20 protein-coding genes and 1 riboswitch are annotated in these 21,444 nt (G+C 55.6%); of the genes, 13 read left to right on the top strand and 7 right to left on the bottom strand.

The window, feature by feature from the left end:
* Nucleotides 1-14: 14 nt before the first annotated feature.
* The 3 genes from SLIT_RS00350 to purU form a co-directional block, all read right to left on the bottom strand.
* Nucleotides 15-2,189, bottom strand: a complete 2,175-nt coding sequence (locus SLIT_RS00350) for a methyl-accepting chemotaxis protein (protein WP_013028210.1) — start codon at nucleotides 2,187-2,189, stop codon at nucleotides 15-17.
* A gap of 296 nt (nucleotides 2,190-2,485) precedes the next feature.
* Entirely contained in the window at nucleotides 2,486-3,028 is a 543-nt protein-coding gene (locus SLIT_RS00355) for a YbhB/YbcL family Raf kinase inhibitor-like protein (RefSeq protein ID WP_013028211.1), read from the bottom strand.
* A gap of 41 nt (nucleotides 3,029-3,069) precedes the next feature.
* Nucleotides 3,070-3,924, bottom strand: coding sequence for a formyltetrahydrofolate deformylase (gene purU / locus SLIT_RS00360; RefSeq protein WP_013028212.1), 855 nt, complete (start codon nucleotides 3,922-3,924; stop codon nucleotides 3,070-3,072).
* Nucleotides 3,925-4,123: 199 nt separating this feature from the next.
* Between purU and SLIT_RS00365 the strand changes: the two genes are divergently transcribed.
* On the top strand, nucleotides 4,124-4,396 hold the full coding sequence (locus tag SLIT_RS00365; RefSeq protein ID WP_013028213.1) for a hypothetical protein: 273 nt from the start codon (nucleotides 4,124-4,126) through the stop codon (nucleotides 4,394-4,396).
* Nucleotides 4,397-4,434: 38 nt separating this feature from the next.
* Nucleotides 4,435-4,707, top strand: a complete 273-nt coding sequence (locus SLIT_RS15740) for a hypothetical protein (protein WP_013028214.1) — start codon at nucleotides 4,435-4,437, stop codon at nucleotides 4,705-4,707.
* Between the two features lie 244 nt (nucleotides 4,708-4,951).
* Here the strand turns inward: SLIT_RS15740 and SLIT_RS00370 are convergent, their stop codons facing one another.
* Entirely contained in the window at nucleotides 4,952-5,713 is a 762-nt protein-coding gene (locus tag SLIT_RS00370) for a polysaccharide deacetylase family protein (protein WP_013028215.1), read from the bottom strand.
* A gap of 176 nt (nucleotides 5,714-5,889) precedes the next feature.
* On the opposite strand from SLIT_RS00370, the gene SLIT_RS00375 reads away from it, so the two are divergent.
* The 11 genes from SLIT_RS00375 (at nucleotide 5,890) to SLIT_RS00425 (ending at nucleotide 19,648) form a co-directional block, all read left to right on the top strand.
* Complete coding sequence (locus SLIT_RS00375) at nucleotides 5,890-6,711, top strand: MipA/OmpV family protein (RefSeq protein WP_013028216.1); 822 nt, start codon at nucleotides 5,890-5,892, stop codon at nucleotides 6,709-6,711.
* A 214-nt stretch (nucleotides 6,712-6,925) separates the two neighbouring features.
* Entirely contained in the window at nucleotides 6,926-7,171 is a 246-nt protein-coding gene (locus SLIT_RS00380) for a CDGSH iron-sulfur domain-containing protein (protein ID WP_013028217.1), read from the top strand.
* Between the two features lie 246 nt (nucleotides 7,172-7,417).
* Nucleotides 7,418-7,530: riboswitch (guanidine-I (ykkC/yxkD leader) on the top strand.
* Nucleotides 7,531-7,774: 244 nt separating this feature from the next.
* Nucleotides 7,775-8,503 (top strand): urea amidolyase associated protein UAAP1, encoded by a 729-nt coding sequence (locus SLIT_RS00385; protein WP_013028219.1) that lies wholly within the window; start codon nucleotides 7,775-7,777, stop codon nucleotides 8,501-8,503.
* Between the two features lie 15 nt (nucleotides 8,504-8,518).
* Nucleotides 8,519-9,166, top strand: coding sequence for an urea amidolyase associated protein UAAP2 (locus tag SLIT_RS00390; RefSeq protein ID WP_013028220.1), 648 nt, complete (start codon nucleotides 8,519-8,521; stop codon nucleotides 9,164-9,166).
* A 71-nt stretch (nucleotides 9,167-9,237) separates the two neighbouring features.
* Nucleotides 9,238-12,861, top strand: a complete 3,624-nt coding sequence (gene uca / locus SLIT_RS00395) for an urea carboxylase (protein WP_013028221.1) — start codon at nucleotides 9,238-9,240, stop codon at nucleotides 12,859-12,861.
* A 177-nt stretch (nucleotides 12,862-13,038) separates the two neighbouring features.
* On the top strand, nucleotides 13,039-14,799 hold the full coding sequence (gene atzF / locus SLIT_RS00400) for an allophanate hydrolase (RefSeq protein WP_013028222.1): 1,761 nt from the start codon (nucleotides 13,039-13,041) through the stop codon (nucleotides 14,797-14,799).
* Between the two features lie 5 nt (nucleotides 14,800-14,804).
* Entirely contained in the window at nucleotides 14,805-15,677 is an 873-nt protein-coding gene (locus tag SLIT_RS00405; protein ID WP_013028223.1) for a sugar phosphate isomerase/epimerase family protein, read from the top strand.
* Nucleotides 15,665-16,549 (top strand): DMT family transporter, encoded by an 885-nt coding sequence (locus SLIT_RS00410; protein WP_013028224.1) that lies wholly within the window; start codon nucleotides 15,665-15,667, stop codon nucleotides 16,547-16,549. The genes SLIT_RS00405 and SLIT_RS00410 overlap by 13 nt, the downstream gene beginning before the upstream one ends.
* A gap of 696 nt (nucleotides 16,550-17,245) precedes the next feature.
* Nucleotides 17,246-17,548, top strand: a complete 303-nt coding sequence (locus tag SLIT_RS00415; RefSeq protein ID WP_013028225.1) for a helix-turn-helix domain-containing protein — start codon at nucleotides 17,246-17,248, stop codon at nucleotides 17,546-17,548.
* A complete protein-coding gene (locus SLIT_RS15480) occupies nucleotides 17,541-18,419 on the top strand; it encodes a reverse transcriptase family protein (RefSeq protein ID WP_013028226.1) in 879 nt (292 codons plus the stop codon). Before SLIT_RS00415 ends, SLIT_RS15480 begins: the two co-directional genes overlap by 8 nt.
* A gap of 95 nt (nucleotides 18,420-18,514) precedes the next feature.
* Entirely contained in the window at nucleotides 18,515-19,648 is a 1,134-nt protein-coding gene (locus SLIT_RS00425; protein WP_013028227.1) for a DUF3800 domain-containing protein, read from the top strand.
* Between the two features lie 276 nt (nucleotides 19,649-19,924).
* Here SLIT_RS00425 and SLIT_RS00430 read toward each other — a convergent pair whose 3' ends face one another.
* The 3 genes from SLIT_RS00430 to SLIT_RS00440 all read right to left on the bottom strand — a co-directional run bounded on the left by SLIT_RS00430 (nucleotide 19,925) and on the right by SLIT_RS00440 (nucleotide 21,353).
* A complete protein-coding gene (locus tag SLIT_RS00430; protein WP_013028228.1) occupies nucleotides 19,925-20,491 on the bottom strand; it encodes a hypothetical protein in 567 nt (188 codons plus the stop codon).
* A 248-nt stretch (nucleotides 20,492-20,739) separates the two neighbouring features.
* Nucleotides 20,740-21,135 carry a type II toxin-antitoxin system VapC family toxin gene (locus SLIT_RS00435; protein ID WP_013028229.1) on the bottom strand — a complete coding sequence of 132 codons (396 nt, stop codon included), beginning with the start codon at nucleotides 21,133-21,135 and terminating at the stop codon, nucleotides 20,740-20,742.
* Nucleotides 21,135-21,353 carry an AbrB/MazE/SpoVT family DNA-binding domain-containing protein gene (locus SLIT_RS00440; protein WP_013028230.1) on the bottom strand — a complete coding sequence of 73 codons (219 nt, stop codon included), beginning with the start codon at nucleotides 21,351-21,353 and terminating at the stop codon, nucleotides 21,135-21,137. Before SLIT_RS00440 ends, SLIT_RS00435 begins: the two co-directional genes overlap by 1 nt.
* Nucleotides 21,354-21,444 lie beyond the last annotated feature (91 nt).

Below are 21,444 nucleotides of genomic sequence, written 5' to 3' on the forward strand. Positions count from 1 at the left end.
CCCAGGTTGCCCGATCAAGGTGTGGAACCGCCGGCATATTGGCGTCCATGCATCTGGGAGACCTGGAACTGACCTGAAAGCTGCTGCAAGCGCAGCGAAGTCTGCCTTGCCCGGGCAACACTGAAATTGAGTTCGTCGAGTGCGCCACGCATCGACTCGGTGACTTTGGCTATGCCCTGCACATCCTTGCCATAACGGTGGGCGCTATCGGCGATGCCTTGTATCAGGCTGAACATGCGCTCCAGTATCTCCTGCATGCCGGTGTTATCGGATGCGGCGGCTTCGGCCAGACGCAAACCCTCCTCCATTCCGGCAGAACCGCTTTCCATTATCTGCACTGCCTCGCGCGCCTGATTCTGGACGGTACCGATCATCATTCTGATCTCCTGTGTGGCGGCAGCCGTACGTTCGGCAAGTTTGCGCACCTCGTCGGCAACGACCGAGAAGCCCCGGCCAGCCTCCCCGGCACGCGCTGCTTCGATCGCGGCATTCAGGGCCAGCAGATTGGTCTGGTCGGCGATGGCAGTGATCACCATGACGATCTTGCCGATCTCCTCGGTGCTGGCGCTGAGCCGCTTGATGGTTTGCGAGGACTGATCTATCGAACCGCGTATGCCTTGGGTTCGAAGTTGTACCAGCTTGAATTGCTGCTGCGAATTGTCTACGGCAAGCTGCATGGCAGCGCGTATCTCTGACGTAGTGTGCGTAGCAGTATCTATGTCGGCCATTTGCCGCTGCAGCGACAGCAGGATCTCCTGTATCGCAGCCAATACCTGGTGGACTGCCACGGTCGCTTCCTGATTGCGATCCATCATGTTTTGATGGTTCTCGTCGATCTCTCCGGTGGCGTGTATGACGCGGCTTACAGTGCCGTCGAGCGTGTCGATGAAACTGTTCACCCACTGCGACATGATCGCTGGCTCATCCACGGTTGCATGACTGCGTTCCATGCGTTGGGACAGGTTGCCGCCTCCTTCCGCCAGTACCCGGATCATGCGCGCCATGAGCCGCAGGCGCTCAGTCATCGGCTTGAGGCCGATCCGATAAAACAGCAGCGCACCCATTCCCGACAGAGCCAGGTTGAGCAATGCAGTCCAGGAAGCATCGAGCCGCAGCAGCTCGCTGGTGCCGAAGGTGATCAGCCAGGTCATGGACAGCAGCGCAAGGCTGGTGCGCATCATCAGAAAATTGACCGACCTGAAGCGGTTCGCCTCTTCAAGATCCGCTTCGCACATCATGCCCCAGGTATCGGGGGAGCCTGGCATCTGGAAAGTCACCCCCTTGCCTATGACCGGGATGTGGCGGTAATCGGAGTATCCTGGATAAGTCACGAAGAGGTTCTCGCCGTGCGCAATGGTCTCGCGCACGCCCGGATGCAGCCGCATCGTTGCGGGATCGTTGAATACCAGCTCGAGTTCGGTATGGCTCCTGATCTTTACGATGCCGAATTCCGTGTGTATGCCTTGCTTGAGGTTATCCCCGAGGCTGAATGTACTGTCCTCGAAGCGCGACCGGGAAAGTGCCGTTCCGGGCTGAATACCAGGGTCTGCAACCGATTTCACCATGAACAGGTAATTGTCCCCGGAGTCCACGAATATGTGGCCAGCCTCGCGCTGGATCAGATCGCCCAGCACATCGTTCGGCACGCGGCCGCACAGATAGCCGGCGACCTTGCCATCCAGATCGAGCGGCAGATAGAACATCACCGTCACGGCATCGTGGAATTTGGAACAGGAGGGCCCGACCGCCTGCGTCACCGGATCGATATAGGGGCCATATAGGAAGCGCTTATTTGGCGCGGTCTGCAATGCGGGCGGAATCTTGCCAGATGCACCCGAACGCGAGACAAGGCTGGAGGAGATCACTCGGCCATCTGTGCCCGCGATGAATATCTCCGAAAAGTCCGGCGCCCTCTCCAGCAGGCTTTGCATCAGGGCCGCGGTAGGGGCGGGCAATTCGCGACGCACTTCATCCGCCATTCCTTCAAGCAACGCCCATTGGTGATTCGCCCAGTTGATCAGGGTCTGGACGCGAGTGCTCGCGATGCTTTCAAAGGTCTGCTCCAGGATCGGGTAGCGGCGACGGTTGATGAAAGTCGCCCAGCGCATCGCAAATTTTCCCGTGGGCCCAAACCAGGGCAGCCAACGCTTCTCTTGCGGAGACAGATTCATCAATTCACTTTTCAACATGGGGTCAATTCCTGAATGGGGGACACGAATACAGGAGCAAGCTTTGGGCCACATCGGCTATCGCGGCGCACTGCGCATTGACAGGAGGGCGCAGTGATTTCTGCCCAAGAAGTGTGCACATCATCGCAATGGCGCACCAAAAACCATGCATATACTTCATCGCGCCGGGAGCGCGCGGTGTGAACAAGGTCGCACGGAACGATCGATGTGTCGAGGACATGGGAGGCGCGGCAAATGCCGGCCGGAAAAGAACAGGGCATCCGAAGATGCCCTGGTGTCAAATCAGAAAAACGCGATCAGCGGGAATAGGTCGTCGTCATCTTGGCCAGACCGATCCTGTTGCCCAGGATGTTGTACCCGATCAGTGCAGCACTGGCGTCTTCAGGCACGTTGATCTTTTCCACCTTCAGCGCATAGACGGTGAAGATGTAATGATGCGGTCTGTCGCCTGCCGGAGGACAGGCACCGCCGAAATTGCGCTCGCCGTAATCGTTGCGCCCCTGCTTTGCGCCGGCAGGCAATGAGGACTGGCTCATGATTCCGCCGGGCAAGCTGGTCGTGGTTGCAGGAATGTTGTACACGATCCAGTGCCACCAGCCGCTTCCGGTGGGTGCATTCGGATCGTAGACCGTGATGGCGAAACTGCGCGTGCCGGCCGGGGCGTCCTTCCATTCCAGCGCCGGTGAAAGATTGTCACCGGCGCAGCCGAATCCTTTGTATTCCTGCGCCTTGGTCATCGGATGGCCATTCTTCACGTCCGGATCAGGGCTGGTCAATTCGAACGCCGTTGCGTTGCCCGCAAGCAATGCGGCAACTGCAAACCACAGTACTCTTTTCATGTATCTCCTCCTTCTGTATGACGGTTAAAAATCCGGTTGAATCAGCGGAACACGATGGTCTTGTTGCCGCACACCAGCACGCGGTCTTCCACATGGTAGCGCAAGCCGCGTGACAATACGGTCTTCTCGATGTCGCGGCCGTAGCGCACCAGATCGTCCACCGTGTCGCCGTGGTCGATGCGCACCGTATCCTGTTCGATGATCGGCCCGGCATCCAGCTCTTCGGTTACATAGTGGCAGGTGGCACCGATGAGTTTGACGCCACGCAGATAGGCCTGGTGATACGGCTTGGCGCCGACGAAGGAAGGCAGGAAACTGTGATGGATGTTGATCACCCGTCCCGGGAAACGCCGACAAAGCGCAGGCGGCAGGATCTGCATGAAGCGGGCGAGCACCATGCAATCACCGCGATATTGCTCAAACCGGGCGGCGATCAGTTCGAAGGCGGCCGCCTTGTCCTGCATGTCGATATGGACAAACGGAATGCCGTGCCATTCGACGAAACTGCGCAGATCCTCGTGATTGGAGATCACACAGGGAATGTCCACTTGCAATTCCCCGCTGCGCCAGCGGTGCAGCAGGTCGTTCAGGCAATGATCCTGTTTGCTCACCAGTATGACCAGACGCTTCTTCTGTGCAGAATCGGCTAATTGCCAATCCATGCCGAACTCCTGCGCCAGCGGGGCAAAGCGATGGCGAAACTCGTTCGCATCGAACGGCAAGGAATCGGCCCGTATCTCCTGACGCATGAAGAAGCGGCTTGCTTCCTGCTCGGTGTGATAACTCGCCTCGACTATGAATCCGCCATGTTGTGCGATGAAGCCGCTCACTGCCGCGATGATGCCTGCGCGGTCGGGGCAGGAAATGGTCAGGGTGTAGCGATGAGTGCTGCTCATGCGGATGATCCTCAAATACAGTCAGCAGATTCTAACGGATAATGTCGCAAGACTTGTGACATGTGTTCTGCACCTGGGGAATTATTGTTGGACTGGGCAGTCGATAACATTCGGTAACCGGCTCATGCCACTGTCCGATCGTCCCGGCATGCCGATGACCATGAGATCCGCAAGACACCAACCAAAGGAAGAGGCCAATATGTTTACGCTCCCCACCATGTGGAACCTGATTATCTCCACAGCAGTATTTTTCATCGCCGCCTGGTATATCCATCGTTATCTGGATGAGAATGGGGTTCCCAAGGGTATGACCAGAGGCATACTGGTATTCACCCTTGCCTCGCTGGTGTCATGGGCCGCAGGAGAGGCGGTGGACTGGACTCAGGAAAAGATCGAAGGTCCGCAACAGACGGCCAAGACTACGGACGATCTGCAGCAGCTGATGAAAACCATCGGTCAGGTACAACAATGAAATGTTGTTGCAGGCATCGTTATAGACAGGATGTTTGAATGGTTGACGATGTGCCTGGCAAGCTGCAACCGTCATCATGTGGAGCCAAGCGTTGGTCGAAACCAGTCCTGATCGAAAACCTCACCACAGCCCTTCGGGCAGATGACGCAGGGCTCTTGCAGGACTGGCAGTTAGAGCAGGATGGTTTAATTCTTGCCAGTCAGCAGCACTGTCAATGCCAGAATAAAGAATGGCGAAAATACAAACATGAGTACCAATCCACTTTCCATAGTTCGACTCCCCTTTGGTTGTTGATGTTTTACTTGCGATGAAAGTAAAGTAATTTCATCGGGAATTATCTTACCTTGCGCAAAATTTTTTTGGAACCCAAAAAAGCTCTCAATCCCCAGTATCTGTAAGGTTTATGAGGGATTTTGCATCACGGATTTTTGACAATCGGAGATCCGATCCATGCAAGATAGGGTTGTGGATTTGACCCGGTGGAGTCGGAATGAGTGGATGGGCGATATTCAATCCAGGTGCGAACCACAGAATCGACCGATTCAGGCGCGCCTGTCAGCTTTTGCGATGGAGATTCCTGCCGGCCTTTGCAGGCGACTCTTGCAACTTGACTTGATCAAGGCGAACGAAAGTGAAACCCGCTTTGAGCAAATAGGCCAGTCCGACAGAAAGCCCTTTGGCCGAGTCGGATGCCGGTTTGTTCATGTGGGCGATGATGACGTCGCCAGCTTTTACCCGCGCAAGACGTTTTTCTATGGTGCGTTGTTTCGAAGTCGCACCATCATCGGCATTCACGGAAAAGCCGGCGATCTTGTAACCCAGCTTGTCTATCTCCGAAATTGCCTGGGCATCGTACTCGGCAGTGGCGCTCCTGTACCAATGCGGCGCGATCCCGGTTGCCTTTTCAACAGCCTTCCCGCCTTCGATGACTTCGCGTCGGAGATGGACGACATCGGGTTCGCCGGGAATTCCGTAGACGCTCTTGCCGGCACCGATAACCGCCGGGATATGTTTTTCTCCATGATTTTCGACGTCGAACAGATCCAGATGTGCCTTGATCACGGAAAGGCCGAGCGGATTCCTGTTCAGCCATTTTTTGGTGGCGAAGATCGTTGCCGGGATGCGGTTCTTGATCAGGAAATCGATCATGTTGCTGTCGAACTTGCCGGAACATGCGTCCAGAGTCAGGGCGATCTTTTTGCCGGGCTCCGCCTGCAGTGCCAGCTGATCATGGATCTCTACGGGGCGCAGCTCAACCCCTCCCGAATGAGGTGCAAAAGCGAGCGCCAAAATGGCTATGGGCAACAGTTTCATCATGAGTTGTGTATCCGCAGAAATCGTTCCTGAACCGATGCCTTGTTGAAGACAGACGACCTGAAGTGGCCGGCTTATTTCTTGCATCATCGGCGGGTTGGTCTCTGACCAGTATTTAGATAGTATGCCGGTTCGTTCGGATTCCGACCAGTAGACCAACTACATGACAGAAAGTTTGCATGAGAATAGCTATCCTGATTCTGGCCGCACTGGCTTCCCGCTATGCATTTGGCGCAGACATCGACACTCAGCCCATACCCGATCTGCCACTCAGCAATTCCCCATCGGGTCCTGCGATCGCCAAGGCCGAACCAGCTGGCAAGTGGCGTTTTTCCCTGGGCGGTGGGGCAAGCTATGCCCCAAGCTATGAAGGTGCAGCGAAAGACCGTCTGCGCTTCGTGCCGCTTCTGGAGGCCAGCTATAACGACGGTCATTTCTTTATCAGCGCGTTGCGGGGCGTCGGCTACAATTTTTCCGAAGAGAAAGACATGCAATACGGTGTGCGCCTGGCATTGAGCCATCGTCGCAAACAAAGCGCAGATCCGCACCTGAATGGCATGGGCGATATTGGATTTACGCCCGAAGCCGGTCTGTTCCTGAACCGGCGTTTCGCTCCCTGGTACGTTTCCAGCGGCATAACGACAGGCAATCATGGCTCCCATGCCGAACTGGGAGGTGGCATCGCCTTCCCATTGTCTGCCTCCGACCGGGTTCGTTTCGGCATCAACCTCAACTGGGGCGATGCCAGGTATAGCCAGACCTACTTCGGCGTGACCGCGGCCCAGGCAGCGGCTTCCAACAATGTGCTCACTGCCTACAACGCCAGTTCTGGCATCAAGGATTACGCCCTGACAGCCAACTGGCTGCATAACTACGACAAGGCATGGTTCAGCAATGCCGGCCTGTCATACAAATGGCTGTCCGGTTCAGCGCGACTGAGTCCGCTGACACAGCGCAGCGCTGCAGGCAGCATGAATTTCCTGGTGGGATACCGTTTTTGAGTGGGTCAAACATAGTGCTTTTGTTCCATTTGTGGAACAGCCTATCCCGGATTGCCACCTTTATCTTTTCAGGTGAGCTGCCTAACATGCAGACACTTTCTTTTCACCGAGTCACGAATTGAAAATTGGGGCAGCGCCACTCCGCTGCACACGAAGACAGTGCTCTGACGCCTGGAAGTAGCGTTGGAGACTGTGCCGCAACAGAGGAATAACCATGACTGAAAACAAAGCCCGCATTGCCCAGAAATCACCGTACGCCGTCGACGTCGAGGCCGGCAAGAGCTATTGGTATTGCACCTGCGGCAAGAGCGCCGGACAACCATTCTGCGATGGCAGCCACAAGGGGTCCGAGTTTGCGCCCAGGGAGTTCAAGGCAGAGAAATCTGAAACTGTCTATTTCTGCGGCTGCAAACACAGCGGCAACGGAATGACCTGCGACGGTAGCCACCAGAAGCTGTAATCGCAAATGGGGGCAGCGACTATCGCTGCCCCAGCAGCAGCAAGAAGATTCCTCAAGCACAGTAACCCGGGTGAAACGCGAATAGTATTCGCCCAGCTTTAGTGCATTCACGCACGAAACGGGTGCACCACAACACTGATGTCCTGTGCAAGCAAACCCCGCATCCAGCACACAACACTGATTCAATACATTGGCACGATTGCTGCTAAAATCTGACCGAGGGTGCCGGTCTGACAGATCGGCCACTTACAGATGAACTAGGGTTCCGGCAGTCGATCAATACAACTGCGTCTGGTCCAAGAGTTCTCGGTCTTGTTGCATTTAACAAGACTCCACGGAGGGATAAAAGCCCGGGAGGTTGTGCCAATTCGATTGGTACCCTTCCGGGCTATTTCATTTAAGGAGTCGCGTTATGTCGCCAGAAAATTCATTTGCCAGGTTTGCCGAGGCAAGCAATACCCAACATGTTATTTATCGTGTGCGAAACGGAAAAGGTGATCTGACCGGATTCGAAGATCGCCGCTGCACCCCACACGGACGTCCGGGATCCATCGGGCTGCAGGGACATTCGCAACTGAAAACAAGACAGTAAGGAAGAAGACAATGACCGAACCGATATCCAAACAGCACTTGTTGTGGGAAGAGACGATCCCCGGTGGGGCACACTGGTCCTTCCAGATGAAACGCGGTACCGCATTGCGCATCACGGACATAGCAGGCGGGGCCAACCTGGCAACGTTGCTCTACAACCAGGAAGAGAAGCTGGAACGCTACAACATGGCCGATACGCTGAAGGCGCAGCATACCGCGCACCTGAGCAAAGGTTTCGTCTGTTATTCCGACATGGGGCGCGTGCTGGCCTCGATCATCGACGACAGCTGCGGCTGGCACGACACGATCTGCGGCATGGGCAATGCGGCACTGGTGGAAAGGAAGTACGGCAATGCCGATTACCAGCAGTACCGCAACGACATGCACCGCAATGCGCGCGACAGCATGCTGATCGAATTGGGCAAGTGGGGATTGGGCAAGCGCGACATCGTTCCCAACATCAATTTCTTCAGCAAGGTGAATGCCGACGAAACCGGCGCGCTGCATTATCAGGCTGAACATTCCAGGGCAGGCGACTTCATCGAGCTGCGTTTCGAGATGAATGTGCTTGTTGTCGTATCGGCTAGCCAGCATCCGCTCGATCCCAATCCCGAATACGCCCCCAGGCCGGTATTGCTGCAGGCATGGCGCTGCGGTGCGCCAGACGAGAACGATTACTGCCGCAACTTCCGCCCGGAGAATGCGCGCGGCTTCTACAACACCGAACTGTTGTTCCGCTGAACGCAGGAGAGAACGATGAGCATCATTGAAAGCAATCTGCAATCCCAACAAGCGAGCTACGATCTCGTACTGCCTGCCGGCGAATCCTGGCTGCATGAGGTCAAGCGCGGTCAGGTGTTCCGCATCCTCGACCTGGAAGGCAATCAGGCCGTCGATACGCTGTTCTATAACGCGCACGATCCGGAAGAACGCTACAGCGCGGTGGACACGATCCGCGAGCAGAACAATCTGTACCTGACTGCCGGCACACGCCTGCTGTCGACCGAAGGCAACGTGCTGATGACCATCGTTGCCGATACCTGCGGCCGACATGACACGCTGGGGGGTGCCTGTGCGGCAGAGAGCAACTCGGTGCGCTATGCCATCGACAAGAAATTCATGCACAGCTGCCGCGACAGTTTCCTGCATGCGCTCGGTCATTGTGATTGCGGCATGGACAAACGCGACCTTACCGCCAATGTGAACTTTTTCATGAACGTGCCGGTGACGCCAGAGGGCGAGCTGACCTTCGCCGACGGCATCTCTGCGTCCGGCAAGTATGTGGAGATGCGCGCCGAGATGGATGTGATGGTGCTGATCTCGAACTGTCCCCAGCTGAACAACCCGTGCAACGCCTACAACCCGACGCCGGTGCAGCTGCTGATCTGGGATGCAGTCGCTTAATAGAACCGCGCATCCGGACGGCCGGATGCCTGACCAACACGCAGGACGACCTGCAACACAGGTGAAGAACCATGTTCGATAAAGTCTTGATAGCCAATCGCGGTGCGATCGCCTGCCGCATCATCCGCACCCTGAACAAGATGGGTGTCCGTTCCGTGGCGGTTTACTCCGAGGCAGATGCGCGCTCGTTGCATGTGCAGTTGGCGGATGAAGCCGTGTGCATCGGTGCTGCCGCAGCGGCAGACAGCTATCTGCGCGGCGAGCGTATCCTCGAAGTTGCCCGCAGTACGGGTGCCCAGGCCATCCATCCCGGGTATGGCTTTCTATCCGAGAACGCTGCGTTTGCCGAGCAGTGCGCAGAGGCGGGTGTGGTATTCATCGGCCCCACGCCGGATCAAATGCGCCGTTTCGGTCTCAAGCACACCGCGCGTGAAATAGCCGAAAAGAATGGTGTGCCCTTGCTACCCGGCAGCGGACTGCTGGTTGATGCCGGTCATGCGCACGCCGAGGCCTCACGCATCGGCTATCCGGTGATGATCAAGAGTACCGCAGGTGGCGGCGGCATCGGCATGCGTCTGTGCTGGAGCGCGGACGAACTGAACGAGGCGTTCCAGTCGGTAGAACGTCTCGCGCGCGCCAACTTCAAGGATGCCGGCATCTATCTGGAGAAATACGTCGAGCAGGCGCGCCACATCGAGGTGCAATTGTTCGGCGACGGCAAGGGTACCGTGATCGCACTGGGTGAGCGCGACTGCTCGGTGCAGCGCCGCAACCAGAAAGTGATCGAAGAGACGCCCGCACCCAACATCACACCCGAGGTCAGACAGCATCTGCTGGAGACTGCCGTGCGCCTGGGCAAGGCCGTGGGTTACCAATCCGCAGGCACGGTGGAGTTCGTGTTCGATGCACTCAGCGGCGAATTCTATTTCCTCGAAGTGAACACGCGGCTGCAAGTCGAACACGGGGTCACCGAAGAAGTCACCGGTGTCGATCTGGTCGAATGGATGGTGCTGCAGGCCGCGGGTGAATTACATGCGCTGGATACCGTGCAGGTCAAACCCAAGGGCGCATCGATCCAGGTGCGCCTGTACGCGGAAGACCCCAACAAGAACTTCCAGCCATCCAGCGGCGTGCTGACTGGCGTCGAATTCTCTGCCGACGCGCGCAACGAGACTTGGGTGGAGCGTGGCAGCGACATCCCGCCCTACTACGATCCGATGATCGCCAAGATCATCGTCAAGGCGATGAATCGGGAAGCGGCACTGGAAAAGATGCGCGATGCGTTGGCCGACACGCGAGTGGATGGAATCGAGACCAATCTGGAATACCTGCGCCAGATCGTGTTTGACCGCGTATTTGCCGAAGGCCGCCAGACGACGCGCTACCTGAACGGTTTCCATTACCGGCCGAACACCATCGACGTGCTGGAACCCGGCGTGCAAAGCACCATACAGGATTATCCCGGCCGCCTCGGTTACTGGAATATCGGCGTGCCTCCATCGGGGCCGATGGATGCATTGGCGTTCCGGCTGGGCAACCAGCTGCTGGGCAATGCCGAAGATGCGGCAGGACTGGAACTGACCGTTTCCGGCCCGACGCTGAAATTCAATCGCGACACGGCCATCGCACTGACCGGCGCCGCGATGAAGGCCGAACTGGATGGCAAGCCGCTGAAGTTCTGGCGCAGTCATGAGGTCAAGGCTGGCAGCGTGTTGCGCCTCGGCGCAGTGCAGGGCGGCGGATGCCGTACTTATCTTGCCGTCGCGGGCGGCTTCGATGTGCCGGATTACCTCGGCAGCAAATCCACCTTCACGCTGGGTCTGTTCGGCGGTCACGGCGGGCGCACGTTGCGTACCGGCGACGTGCTGCACCTTGGGGTCGAATCCGCACCCCGCGCGCACCGTGCATTGCCGTCAAACCTGATCCCTGCGTACAGCAAGGAATGGGAGATCGGCGTGTTGTATGGTCCGCACGGCGCGCCGGATTTCTTCACGCCATCCGACATCCAGACTTTTTTTTCCACCGAATGGGAAGTGCATTACAACTCCAGCCGCACCGGTGTCCGCCTGATCGGCCCCAAGCCGGAATGGGCGCGGCAGGATGGCGGCGAGGCCGGGCTGCATCCCTCCAACATCCATGACAATGCCTATGCGATCGGTGCGGTGGACTTCACCGGCGACATGCCGGTCATCCTCGGCCCGGATGGCCCCAGCCTCGGCGGGTTCGTGTGTCCGGTGACTATCGCCCATGGCGAATTGTGGAAGATGGGCCAGTTGCGGCCGGGCGACACGGTGCATTTTCGCTGGATGTCGCTGGAGCAGGCGAATCATCTGGAGCAATTGCAAGACCGGACCATCTCCGCTTTGAGTTTGCCGCAGACGCAACCCGCATTTCCCGCTGCCAGAACGATGGGCAGTCCCGTTGTCCACAGCATTCCTGCCAAAGGTGAACAGGTACAGGTCGTGTATCGCCAGTCGGGCGACCGCAACCTGCTGATCGAATATGGCCCGCTGGTGCTCGACATCAATTTGCGTTTCCGCGTGCATGCGCTGATGCAGTGGGTACAGCAGGCGATGCACGAGGGCAAGCTGAAAGGCATCCTCGACCTGACCCCCGGCATCCGTTCGTTGCAGATCCATTTCGACAGCCGCGTGTTGTCGCGCGAGGACCTGGTGAAGCAACTCATCAAGGCGGAAAAGAAACTGCCGCCTATCGCAGACATGGAGGTGCCGACACGCATCGTGCATCTGCCGCTGTCGTGGGACGACCCTTCTACAAAACTGGCGATCGAAAAATACATGCAATCGGTGCGTAAGGATGCGCCCTGGTGTCCGAGCAATATTGAATTCATCCGCCGCATCAACGGCATTGCCGACATCGAGCAGGTGAAGCGCATCGTGTTCGACGCGAGCTATCTGGTGCTGGGTCTGGGCGATGTCTACCTCGGTGCACCGGTGGCGACACCGCTCGATCCGCGCCACCGCCTGGTCACTACCAAATACAACCCGGCGCGCACCTGGACGCCGGAGAACGCGGTCGGCATCGGCGGTGCCTATATGTGCGTGTACGGCATGGAAGGTCCCGGCGGCTACCAGTTCGTCGGACGCACGGTGCAAATGTGGAACCGCTACAAGCAGACGCAAGATTTCGAGCAGGGCAAGCCATGGTTGCTGCGCTTTTTCGACCAGATACGCTTCTATCCCGTGTCGGAACAGGAGCTGCTCAAGATGCGCGAGGACTTCGTGGCCGGACGCTTCCAGCTCAAGATCGAGGAAACCACCTTCAGCCTGAAGGAATACAACCTGTACCTGGAAACCAACGACAAAGAGATCAGCGCATTCCGCAACACGCAGCGTGCTGCATTTGCTGCAGAACGCGAGATGTGGAAAGCCAACGGCCAAGCGGAGTACGCCACGGACAACATGGTGGCGGAAGCCGGAACCGACAGTGAACTTGACCTGCCGCCCGGCAGCCGCGCCGTCGCCGCCCATGTGGCCGGCAATGTATGGGCGATTCCGGCCGAGGTCGGCAGCAAGGTCAAGGCGGGCGATACGCTGGTGGTCATCGAATCGATGAAGATGGAGATCGCCGTGGTCGCGCCGTGTGACGGCGAAATCATCCAGTTGAACTGTCGCATCGGCGGCCAGGTCTCGGCCGGACAGGACCTGCTGGTCATTCAAGGCGAGGTGAGTTGAGATGAACCCAAATTATCCATTAGCCCGTCATTCCGGCGAAGGCCGGAATCCAGCGATCAAGACGAGCTGCGAAGCAGACAAAACCCATGATGCTGTCCCACTTACGGGGGATTTGTTAATCACCTGGATTCCGGCCTTCGCCTGAATGACGGCTTTATTTCTAATGGACAATCCGCGATGAAACCTGATCTGAACATTGCAACCTTGCGCAGCCGTTATCTGGCAGGCGAAATTCATCCGCGCGACGTGATGCGGGACATCGTCTCCCTCATTGGCGACGATCCGCATCACGTCTGGATCTATCGCCTGCCGCTGGAAGAGATAGAAAAATATGTTTCGGCCCTGCTGGACAAAAATCCGCTGGAGCTGCCGCTCTATGGCATTCCGTTCGCCATCAAGGACAACATCGATCTGGCCGGCGCGCCGACCACGGCGGGCTGTCCCGAGTACGCCTATCATCCGCAACACCATGCCACTGTGGTGCGCGAGCTGATCAATGCCGGCGCCATCCCGATCGGCAAGACCAATCTCGACCAGTTCGCCACCGGTCTGAACGGCACACGTTCACCGTATGGCGCATGCCGCAATGCCTTCGATCCCGAGTACATCTCCGGCGGTTCCAGCTCCGGCTCGGCAGTGGCGGTCGCGCTGGGATATGCCAGTTTCAGTCTGGGTACCGACACGGCCGGTTCCGGTCGCGTGCCGGCCGCGTTCAACAATCTGGTCGGGGTCAAGCCCACGCGCGGCTGGCTTTCCACGCGCGGCGTGGTGCCGGCCTGTCGCTCGCTGGACTGCGTTTCCATCTTTGCGCTGAACACGGCGGATGCCGCCACCGTACTGTCGGTCGCGACCGCACTGGACGAACTGGACGCCTATTCGCGTCAGGCGCTCACGCATGGACTCGATTTCGGGCGCACGGCAACCTTCCGCTTTGGTGTACCGCGTGAGGATCAATTGCAGTTCTTCGGCAATCAGGATGCGGCGGAATTGTTCCGGAAAAGTTGTGCCGCATTGGAGGCGATCGGCGGGCAGAAAGTGGAGATCAATTTCCTGCCGTTCCTGAAAGCGGCCCGTTTGCTGTACGAAGGCCCGTGGGTCGCAGAACGTTACGCGGCCATTCGCGAAATCTTCGATGCACATTCCGATGCGATCAACCCCGTGGTGCGCGAGATCATCGCCGGGGCAAAGAAATTTTCTGCCACCGACACGTTTGAAGGCATGTACAAACTGGAAGCGCTGCGCGGAGAAGCGGCATTGGTGTGGGGCAAGATCGATTGCCTGGTGACACCCACCGCCGGCACAATTTATCGCATCGCCGAGATGGAAGCCGACCCGATCAAGCTGAATGCGAACCTGGGCTATTACACCAACTTCATGAACCTGCTGGATTGCGCGGCGGTCGCCGTGCCCGCCGGTTTCCAGCAGGACGGCCTGCCGTTCGGCATCACGCTGGCCGCACCCGCGCATCAGGATGTGCCGCTGCTGCATCTGGCCGCGCGCTTCTGCAACGATGACCTGGCTGACGTGCAGGTGCCTGAAGCGCAAGGCGGTCGTGTGCGTGTCGCGGTATGCGGTGCGCACCTCGCAGGCTTGCCGCTCAATCACCAGCTCACCAGTCGCGGTGCGCATCTGGTCGCACGCACGCACAGCAGCCCGGATTACAAATTCTATGCCCTGCCCGGCGGCCCGCCGTACCGGCCCGGCATGGTGCGCGTGGCGCAGGGAGGCAGCGCCATCGAGATGGAAGTTTGGGAAATGGCCGCGCGCGAGTTCGGCTCGTTCGTCGCCGGCATACCCGCACCGCTCGGCATTGGCACGCTGACGCTGGCGGATGGTTCATCCGTGCTGGGTTTTGTGTGCGAACAATATGCGGTGCAAGACGCGGAAGACATCTCCCGCTTTGGCGGCTGGCGCGCCTACCTGAAACAAAAAGCCTGAGCACCATGGAACTGCAACTATTCAAGACGCTGTGGGGACACAGCGGTTCGATGGATGAGGCCGCCGATCAGGCCGTCGCAGCAGGCTTTGCCGGACTTGAAGGCAATGCCGATATACCGCAGGCGCGGCGCGATGAATTGCAATCCGCATTGCAGACACGAGGCCTGCGTTACATACAGGAGATCGTGACGGCAGGCGGCTATGTACCGCGACGTGATGTCTCGGTGGAAGAGCATGTCGCCGATGTCGAGCGTCAGCTGCAGCTTGGACAGTCACTGGCACCGCAATGGGTGACCATCATCGGCGGTTGCGATGCGTGGTCGCTGGAACAAAGTGTGCGGTTTTTCAGCGAGGCACAGGAAGTCGCTGCACGCATGAACATCGCATGCAGCTTCGAGACCCACCGCAGCCGTTCCCTGTTCAATCCGTGGACTACGCTGACCATTCTGCAACGAATGCCGGAATTGAAACTCACTTGCGATTTCAGTCACTGGGTGGTGGTGATGGAACGCCAACTGGATGCCGACTGGGATGTGGTAACTGAAGTTGCGCGCCATGCCCATCATATTCATGCCCGTGTCGGTTATGACCAGGGGCCGCAAGTGCCCCATCCGGCCGCACCGGAATACGCCGGTGCACTGGCATCGCACCAGCGCTATTGGGAAGCGATCTGGTCGGCGCAACGCGACAAGGGGAATTTCGTTACCACCATGACTCCCGAGTTCGGTCCGGATGGCTATTTGCATTGCGCACCCTTCACACAACAACCCGTTGCCGATCTGTGGGAAATCAATGCATGGATGGGGCAGACCGAGCGCGAACATTTCCAGGCATGGTGCAATCACGCCCAATCATCCCCAACAAAATGTTCGGGCTAAGCTTGCAGCCGCAGCAGAAGGCGGTCTCGGCCTTGCTGGTGGGCTCGATCTTCTGGGGGCTGTTCTGGTGGCCGCTCAAATCGCTGGGCCTGGTCGGCATCCACGGCAGCATCGTGCAGGTTTACGCATTCGGTCTATCGGTGCTGTTGATGCTGCCGTTCGTGTGGCGCAATCTCGCGCAATTGCGCGGACAGATCGGTTTGATCCTGATCATTGCCGCACTCGGCGGATGGGCGACGGCGGCGTTGGCTACTTCGCTGGCGGCAGGCAGCGTGGTGCGCGTCATGTTGCTGTTTTACCTGGCACCGGTATGGACGATTCTTGCGGCAAGAATATTTCTGGGCGAAGCCTTTACCCGCCTGCGGTTCCTGGCGCTGGGAATCGCGCTGGCAGGATTGGCCGCGACACTGGGAGGCCCGGAAATATTTACCACACCGCTGTCGGCAATCGACCTGTTGGCGCTGTCGTCCGGGCTGGCCTTTGCCTGCAACAATGTCGCTGTGCGGTTTGGCCATGGCTTACCCGACACGGTGCGCGCAATCGCCATCAATGCCGGTTGCGCCGTGCTTTCGCTCGGCTTCCTGTATTGGGATGAGGCCCCCATGCTGACATTGACGGCGAAACAAGTCGGCATATTGTCCGCATTCAGTTTGCTGTGGGTGGTGCCCGGTACCCTTGCGACTTTTTACGGTGTCGCGCGTCTGGATGCCGGAAAGGCAGCCATCCTACTGTTGGCCGAACTGGTGGTGGCAGTGTTCTCCGCCGTATTGATCGGGGGAGAACACCTTTCGGCGCAAGAAATCGTTGGCGGAATTCTCATACTCTCGGCAGCGGTGATCGAAGCACGATCCGAAACCGCGGCAGTTAAATGACCTCCGGCACAGCACTCACCCTGAACGAGGGAGGGAATAATGCTGCGGAATCCCGACGTTGGTTTATATGTACTAACCCGGACTTCATCTGACACATGTGGTCTGATGTTCGGCCAAAGCGGTCATCGAGAGCCAAGGTGAATTACTTCCGCTTTCGATATATTGTGGATCTTCAAATTTCCCCCAAACTACAGTGAACAAGAGCTTGCACCCCGCACATCATTCGCTAATAGCGAAATATATCTTGACATCGGCGAATATTATTTGCTAGTATGCGCACGTGGTAAAGAGATAATCTCGTTGCAGTATTGATCCGGCTCATTGGATTGTGGGGCGAAAGCCCTAACATTATCGCGGCTCCCATGCCCACGTAGTCCATCACGTAGCATGCCGACGCGAGAGACCACTGGCGAGCAGTGGTCTCTTATGTAAAGTAAGGGGAACAACCCGCCGTTTGCTCATCTTTAGTTACAGGCGAGAGTCGTCGCAATAGTGTGACGACGTAACTGAAGGAGACAAAACATGCGTCTGAAACCCACCAAACGGCGGGGGTTAGTAGCTAGGTTTGTATCCGTGCTTCTGCGGCCACAGACTATACGGATTGCCGTATTGGTTCTGCGTCTTGTGGCTTTGATAGCACGGATTATTGACCGGGTTATCTAACCCCCTTCTTTTCTTATTTCATAGAGGTAAAAAATGCTTAATCGTGCGCTTAAGCTACTGAGGACTTTCCATCAATTGTCACAAGTTGAATTGGCAAGGCGTTTAGAAATATCAAATTCCTACCTGAGCGAACTTGAGACTGGAGCCAAGACACCAAGCGTGGAGATATTAGAGCAGTATTCAGTTGTTTTTAAACTCCCAGCATCTTCGATATTGCTGTTTTCAGAACAGCTTGAGAGTACATCACTTGGTAATAAGTTAAAGATCAAAGCAGCGGATAAGGTATTAAAGTTGCTGGAGTGGGTGGCTGAAAAAGAGGCCATCGTGAATGACTAAAAGAATTCAGTACTCTGTTAATCAGTCCCCGTTTTATCGGTTGAACTCAAAACGAAAGTTAGCAGAGTTGCTTGGATTTGAAATGGCAGATTTCGCCAAACTTGTTGATGACTCAAATTATCATCTCTTTCTAAATAAACAGGGAAGAGAAATCCAGCATCCAATAAAAGAACTTGATCCTGTCCATAGTCGAATTGCAAAGCTCTTAGCAAGACTAGATCTCCCTGGCTACCTCCACTCACGCAAGGGGCGTTCCTATGTTTCAAATGCAGCCGCACACAAGTCTGATGTGCCTTTAATCAAAACAGATATTTCGAAGTTCTATCCCAGCACATCCTTCAGTTCCGTATTCAATTTATTTCGCGAAAGTTTCGATTGCTCTCCTGATGTGGCGTGGCACCTCGCGCGCCTCTGTTGCTATAAGGGCATACACCTTCCGACTGGTAGTTATTTGAGCGGGATAATCGCCTTTCTTGCACACAGATCTATGTTTGACGAAATCTTCGAACTCTCTCGTCGTGCAGGTTGCACCATGACCTGTTACGTTGATGACATTGTTTTGTCAGGGAGCAAGGCAACGAAGAAATTGCTTTATGAGGTCCGAGGAATCATTGCTCGACATGGGTTGGCAGCAAAGTGTGAAAAGTCAAAAACATTTCCTGCGAATAAGCCCAAAATCGTGACCGGGGTAGTGATTCGTACCGATGGCCTTGCTGTCCCCAATAATCGTCTGAAAGATGCCCGACGGGTTCGTGATCTGATCATGAAAACAAGTGACTTGAGAGAAAGGGATCGGCTGCGTTTGTCCCTTAAGGGAAAGTTGCAGGCAGCAAAACAAATTCACGCCTTTTGTCTGGCCAAGGAAGAATAGGCGGTAATTTAGGTTGGTTGGCTAGCAGCGGTTATTTCACCGGACTGTCGCGAAATTGCGCCAAGCATTCGTCAAATTAAAGCGGAGTTGTGGACATGGAATTTGACGTAAACGACATGCGACAGATTATGGTCGACGCTTTCCAACTTCGCCGCACCGATGATAAATTTACGTTCTACTACGACGAGACTAACAACATCCGCAAATTCTATTTAACGGACGATGGTACGAACGTTTCGGAACATAATAATTTTGTCTTGGGCGGCATCGTCCTGTCGGAGGGGCAACCCCTTCCTGATATTTATACTCTTCGCTCCAAACTGGGGATGCAGAGCAGCGCTCCCGAAATCAAGTTCGCTCATGTCGCCAAGGGAAACTTCGAACAAGTTCTGACCTCCAAAAGGTTGGAAATCTTCCTGTTTTGGATCCTAGAACATGGTATTTCGATCCATTATTCCAGCGTCAACATCATCTACTGGGCCATCATCGACATAATCGATTCCATCTTGGCCGATGACATGTTCGAGCACTACCGGCCACACCACCAGCTCATGAAAAATGAACTGTATAGGCTGGTCAACCTCGACAAGCCGACGTTCTTGGCATTGATGAAGCAGCATCGCTACCCAGACATCCGGCGTGGCGAGACGGCCAATTTCATTGCCGATGTCGACACGTACCTCGATGCCCATAGTCCTAAGGATGACAACCTTCCGTCGCTCATGCTTAAGGCCTTGATTGAAAAATCAGCATCTTTACCTGAACTCGCTTTCTTGGTCGACGAAGAGGCGGATATGCTCATCGAAAGCTTCCAAGGCTTCTACACGCGCCCAATCATGCTTTTCAAAAACGCCCTCCACATCTTTGACCGCGAAATCCAAATTGAAAGAAGTTTGAACGGTGCCAAGTTCAGGGATGGTTCACAACACGTCAATTTTTCATTTTCTGATTCAAAAAGCGAGCCAGGCATCCAAATCGCCGACGTGGTGACTGGATTCCTTGGGAAATATCAAAGCTTCGTGGAGGAGCATTCGCTGCAGGAGCTCATGAAGCGGAAAAACTCATGGAATGAAATTCAAACTGCCAATTTTAACTTGCTGCGCCGATTGATCGACCTTTCGGACGAGGTCAGCAATGCATTCATTCATCGCACGACGGCGATGGATACCGAATGGAAGGATGAAGCATTCATGCATGATCGTCCGCCGATGCCTCATTTACTGCGTTGATATTGCTTAGACCGTTTCAAACTATAGCGCCAAATAGCCAGACGACTAGATTGGTGCGCTCCGCAACCATCAATGGTCTGCTTTGCTGCACATCACAATCTTTTCGCGCCGCAGCATTAGAAGTCCGCTCAGGCCGAGAAGTAGACCTAGCCAGCAATTCGGCTATATCAGCTAAATCTTCTCACGTTGGAATCCGTCAGCTTAGCTGACCAAAGCAGATATCAACGTTTGAGATCAAGTCGCGCGTCGCGCCTGCAGCGAATGGTTAGACGCCCCTCACAATGCATTGCCGACCATTACATACCTATTTAGCAGGCTATCCCGCATGACCGCTAGCTCATCAAGTGCCTCTATCTTTGAGTGACCCGTTTCGTAGTTTCTAGGATCAAGATAGAGGAACGACTTCTTTTCATGCGGCATCTCAACCTCAATGTGCAAAGGAGTCCTATGCCGGTGGGCCACCTGATTCCTGTAAAGGATAGCCCGGTAAATATAAGCCGACTCTGTATAAGGATCTGTCGGGAATGGATCCCTTCTCGGATCAACGACCATTTCACGAACCATCGAATATATTGAATCATCGGCCCCGAGTGATTTGAAGACTTGGCCGATTGAAACCTTTTCTGGATCGTGCTTCAGGCCACGCTTCTCATTAATAAGCAACGCAAGAACTTCTCTAGCACCTACCAGATGAAAGAAAAATTCTTGCATTAGTTGTAGTCGCAGTCCGATCCGGTCTCTTGCCAAGTTGGCGCCCATCACTCCTTTTAAGTCCTCCAAGCGCCACGATGCGAACCTTACCCGTAGACCAACTTCATCAAATGTTATTGGGACTTCTGCCACGCTTGAACTCCAGGGCGTCAAACAGTTATTAGACGGACACGCCGGTGCCTGTCCGTATATGCATATTAGTACGGGCGGGCGGAAATGTCTGCTACTGGGCGTGAAGCGGTCCTTTCAGAACGTGTTGCTAGATGTCTCTAATGGCCGATCAGCAGTCAACGACTGACTGATCATCAGTACCAAAGGTGCCGGAGTCGATTTCTTTTAAGCTCCATCAAAAACAATTTCACTCCGGTAGCGGTCATATGTTAGGCGGCGATAAAACCCGGCAAATGAGAAGCCTTTATGTCGAAGGTTGCCGTCGATCGACATCCCAGACGTCGGTTTTTTGCGCAGATCAGGCAATCAGCAAAGCCGGCAGTTGTATCTTTCCACATGAAAAGAGCCTCCTCAATGGCCGGCTCATCTTCAAATTGAATATCGGTTGCATTCAGTAAGCCGGAAATAGCTTCGATGATCTGGCTTTTAGGTACGGCATATCGGCTACGTAACACCCATTCAGTTTCCATGAGAACCATTTGGTTTACGAAAACGCTGCGACCAGCTGCAACTTCCCGCCTGATCAGCTTGCGAGCCTTTTCGAACTGGGCTTCGTCGTCCCGAACCAAAAAGCGAACGAGGACGTTAGTGTCAATTCCAAGCATTAGCGTGACAATTGCTCTACAGGAACAGGCTTCCGCCCCTTCTTGTGCAGCATGCCAGCCAGATCGGCAGCGCTCTTGCTTTTCACTCGCATGACGACGGTAGAATCAGGCATCAACGTGAAGGTCATTCGGTCTCCAGCCTTCATGTGAAGGCTATCCCGGATTTCCTTTGGAATTGTCGTTTGCCCCTTGCTGGTAAGTGTTGCATCGGTTGTCATCTCAAGCTCCTTGTAATCCTTACATATCGCATTCTAGTAAGGATGATATAAAAACGCAATGTGCGGATCGGCAGGACTTGGGGGACGTCGA

The organism is Sideroxydans lithotrophicus ES-1 (genome assembly GCF_000025705.1).
Lineage (GTDB): Bacteria > Pseudomonadota > Gammaproteobacteria > Burkholderiales > Gallionellaceae > Sideroxyarcus > Sideroxyarcus lithotrophicus.

Coding starts and splice junctions, on each gene's coding strand:
- SLIT_RS00350 (WP_013028210.1), bottom strand. CDS start 2,189: ATGTTGAAAAGTGAATTGATGAATCTGTCTCCGCAAGAGAAGCGTTGG.
- SLIT_RS00355 (WP_013028211.1), bottom strand. CDS start 3,028: ATGAAAAGAGTACTGTGGTTTGCAGTTGCCGCATTGCTTGCGGGCAAC.
- purU (WP_013028212.1), bottom strand. CDS start 3,924: ATGAGCAGCACTCATCGCTACACCCTGACCATTTCCTGCCCCGACCGC.
- SLIT_RS00365 (WP_013028213.1), top strand. CDS start 4,124: ATGTTTACGCTCCCCACCATGTGGAACCTGATTATCTCCACAGCAGTA.
- SLIT_RS15740 (WP_013028214.1), top strand. CDS start 4,435: ATGGTTGACGATGTGCCTGGCAAGCTGCAACCGTCATCATGTGGAGCC.
- SLIT_RS00370 (WP_013028215.1), bottom strand. CDS start 5,713: ATGATGAAACTGTTGCCCATAGCCATTTTGGCGCTCGCTTTTGCACCT.
- SLIT_RS00375 (WP_013028216.1), top strand. CDS start 5,890: ATGAGAATAGCTATCCTGATTCTGGCCGCACTGGCTTCCCGCTATGCA.
- SLIT_RS00380 (WP_013028217.1), top strand. CDS start 6,926: ATGACTGAAAACAAAGCCCGCATTGCCCAGAAATCACCGTACGCCGTC.
- SLIT_RS00385 (WP_013028219.1), top strand. CDS start 7,775: ATGACCGAACCGATATCCAAACAGCACTTGTTGTGGGAAGAGACGATC.
- SLIT_RS00390 (WP_013028220.1), top strand. CDS start 8,519: ATGAGCATCATTGAAAGCAATCTGCAATCCCAACAAGCGAGCTACGAT.
- uca (WP_013028221.1), top strand. CDS start 9,238: ATGTTCGATAAAGTCTTGATAGCCAATCGCGGTGCGATCGCCTGCCGC.
- atzF (WP_013028222.1), top strand. CDS start 13,039: ATGAAACCTGATCTGAACATTGCAACCTTGCGCAGCCGTTATCTGGCA.
- SLIT_RS00405 (WP_013028223.1), top strand. CDS start 14,805: ATGGAACTGCAACTATTCAAGACGCTGTGGGGACACAGCGGTTCGATG.
- SLIT_RS00410 (WP_013028224.1), top strand. CDS start 15,665: ATGTTCGGGCTAAGCTTGCAGCCGCAGCAGAAGGCGGTCTCGGCCTTG.
- SLIT_RS00415 (WP_013028225.1), top strand. CDS start 17,246: ATGCTTAATCGTGCGCTTAAGCTACTGAGGACTTTCCATCAATTGTCA.
- SLIT_RS15480 (WP_013028226.1), top strand. CDS start 17,541: ATGACTAAAAGAATTCAGTACTCTGTTAATCAGTCCCCGTTTTATCGG.
- SLIT_RS00425 (WP_013028227.1), top strand. CDS start 18,515: ATGGAATTTGACGTAAACGACATGCGACAGATTATGGTCGACGCTTTC.
- SLIT_RS00435 (WP_013028229.1), bottom strand. CDS start 21,135: ATGCTTGGAATTGACACTAACGTCCTCGTTCGCTTTTTGGTTCGGGAC.
- SLIT_RS00440 (WP_013028230.1), bottom strand. CDS start 21,353: ATGACAACCGATGCAACACTTACCAGCAAGGGGCAAACGACAATTCCA.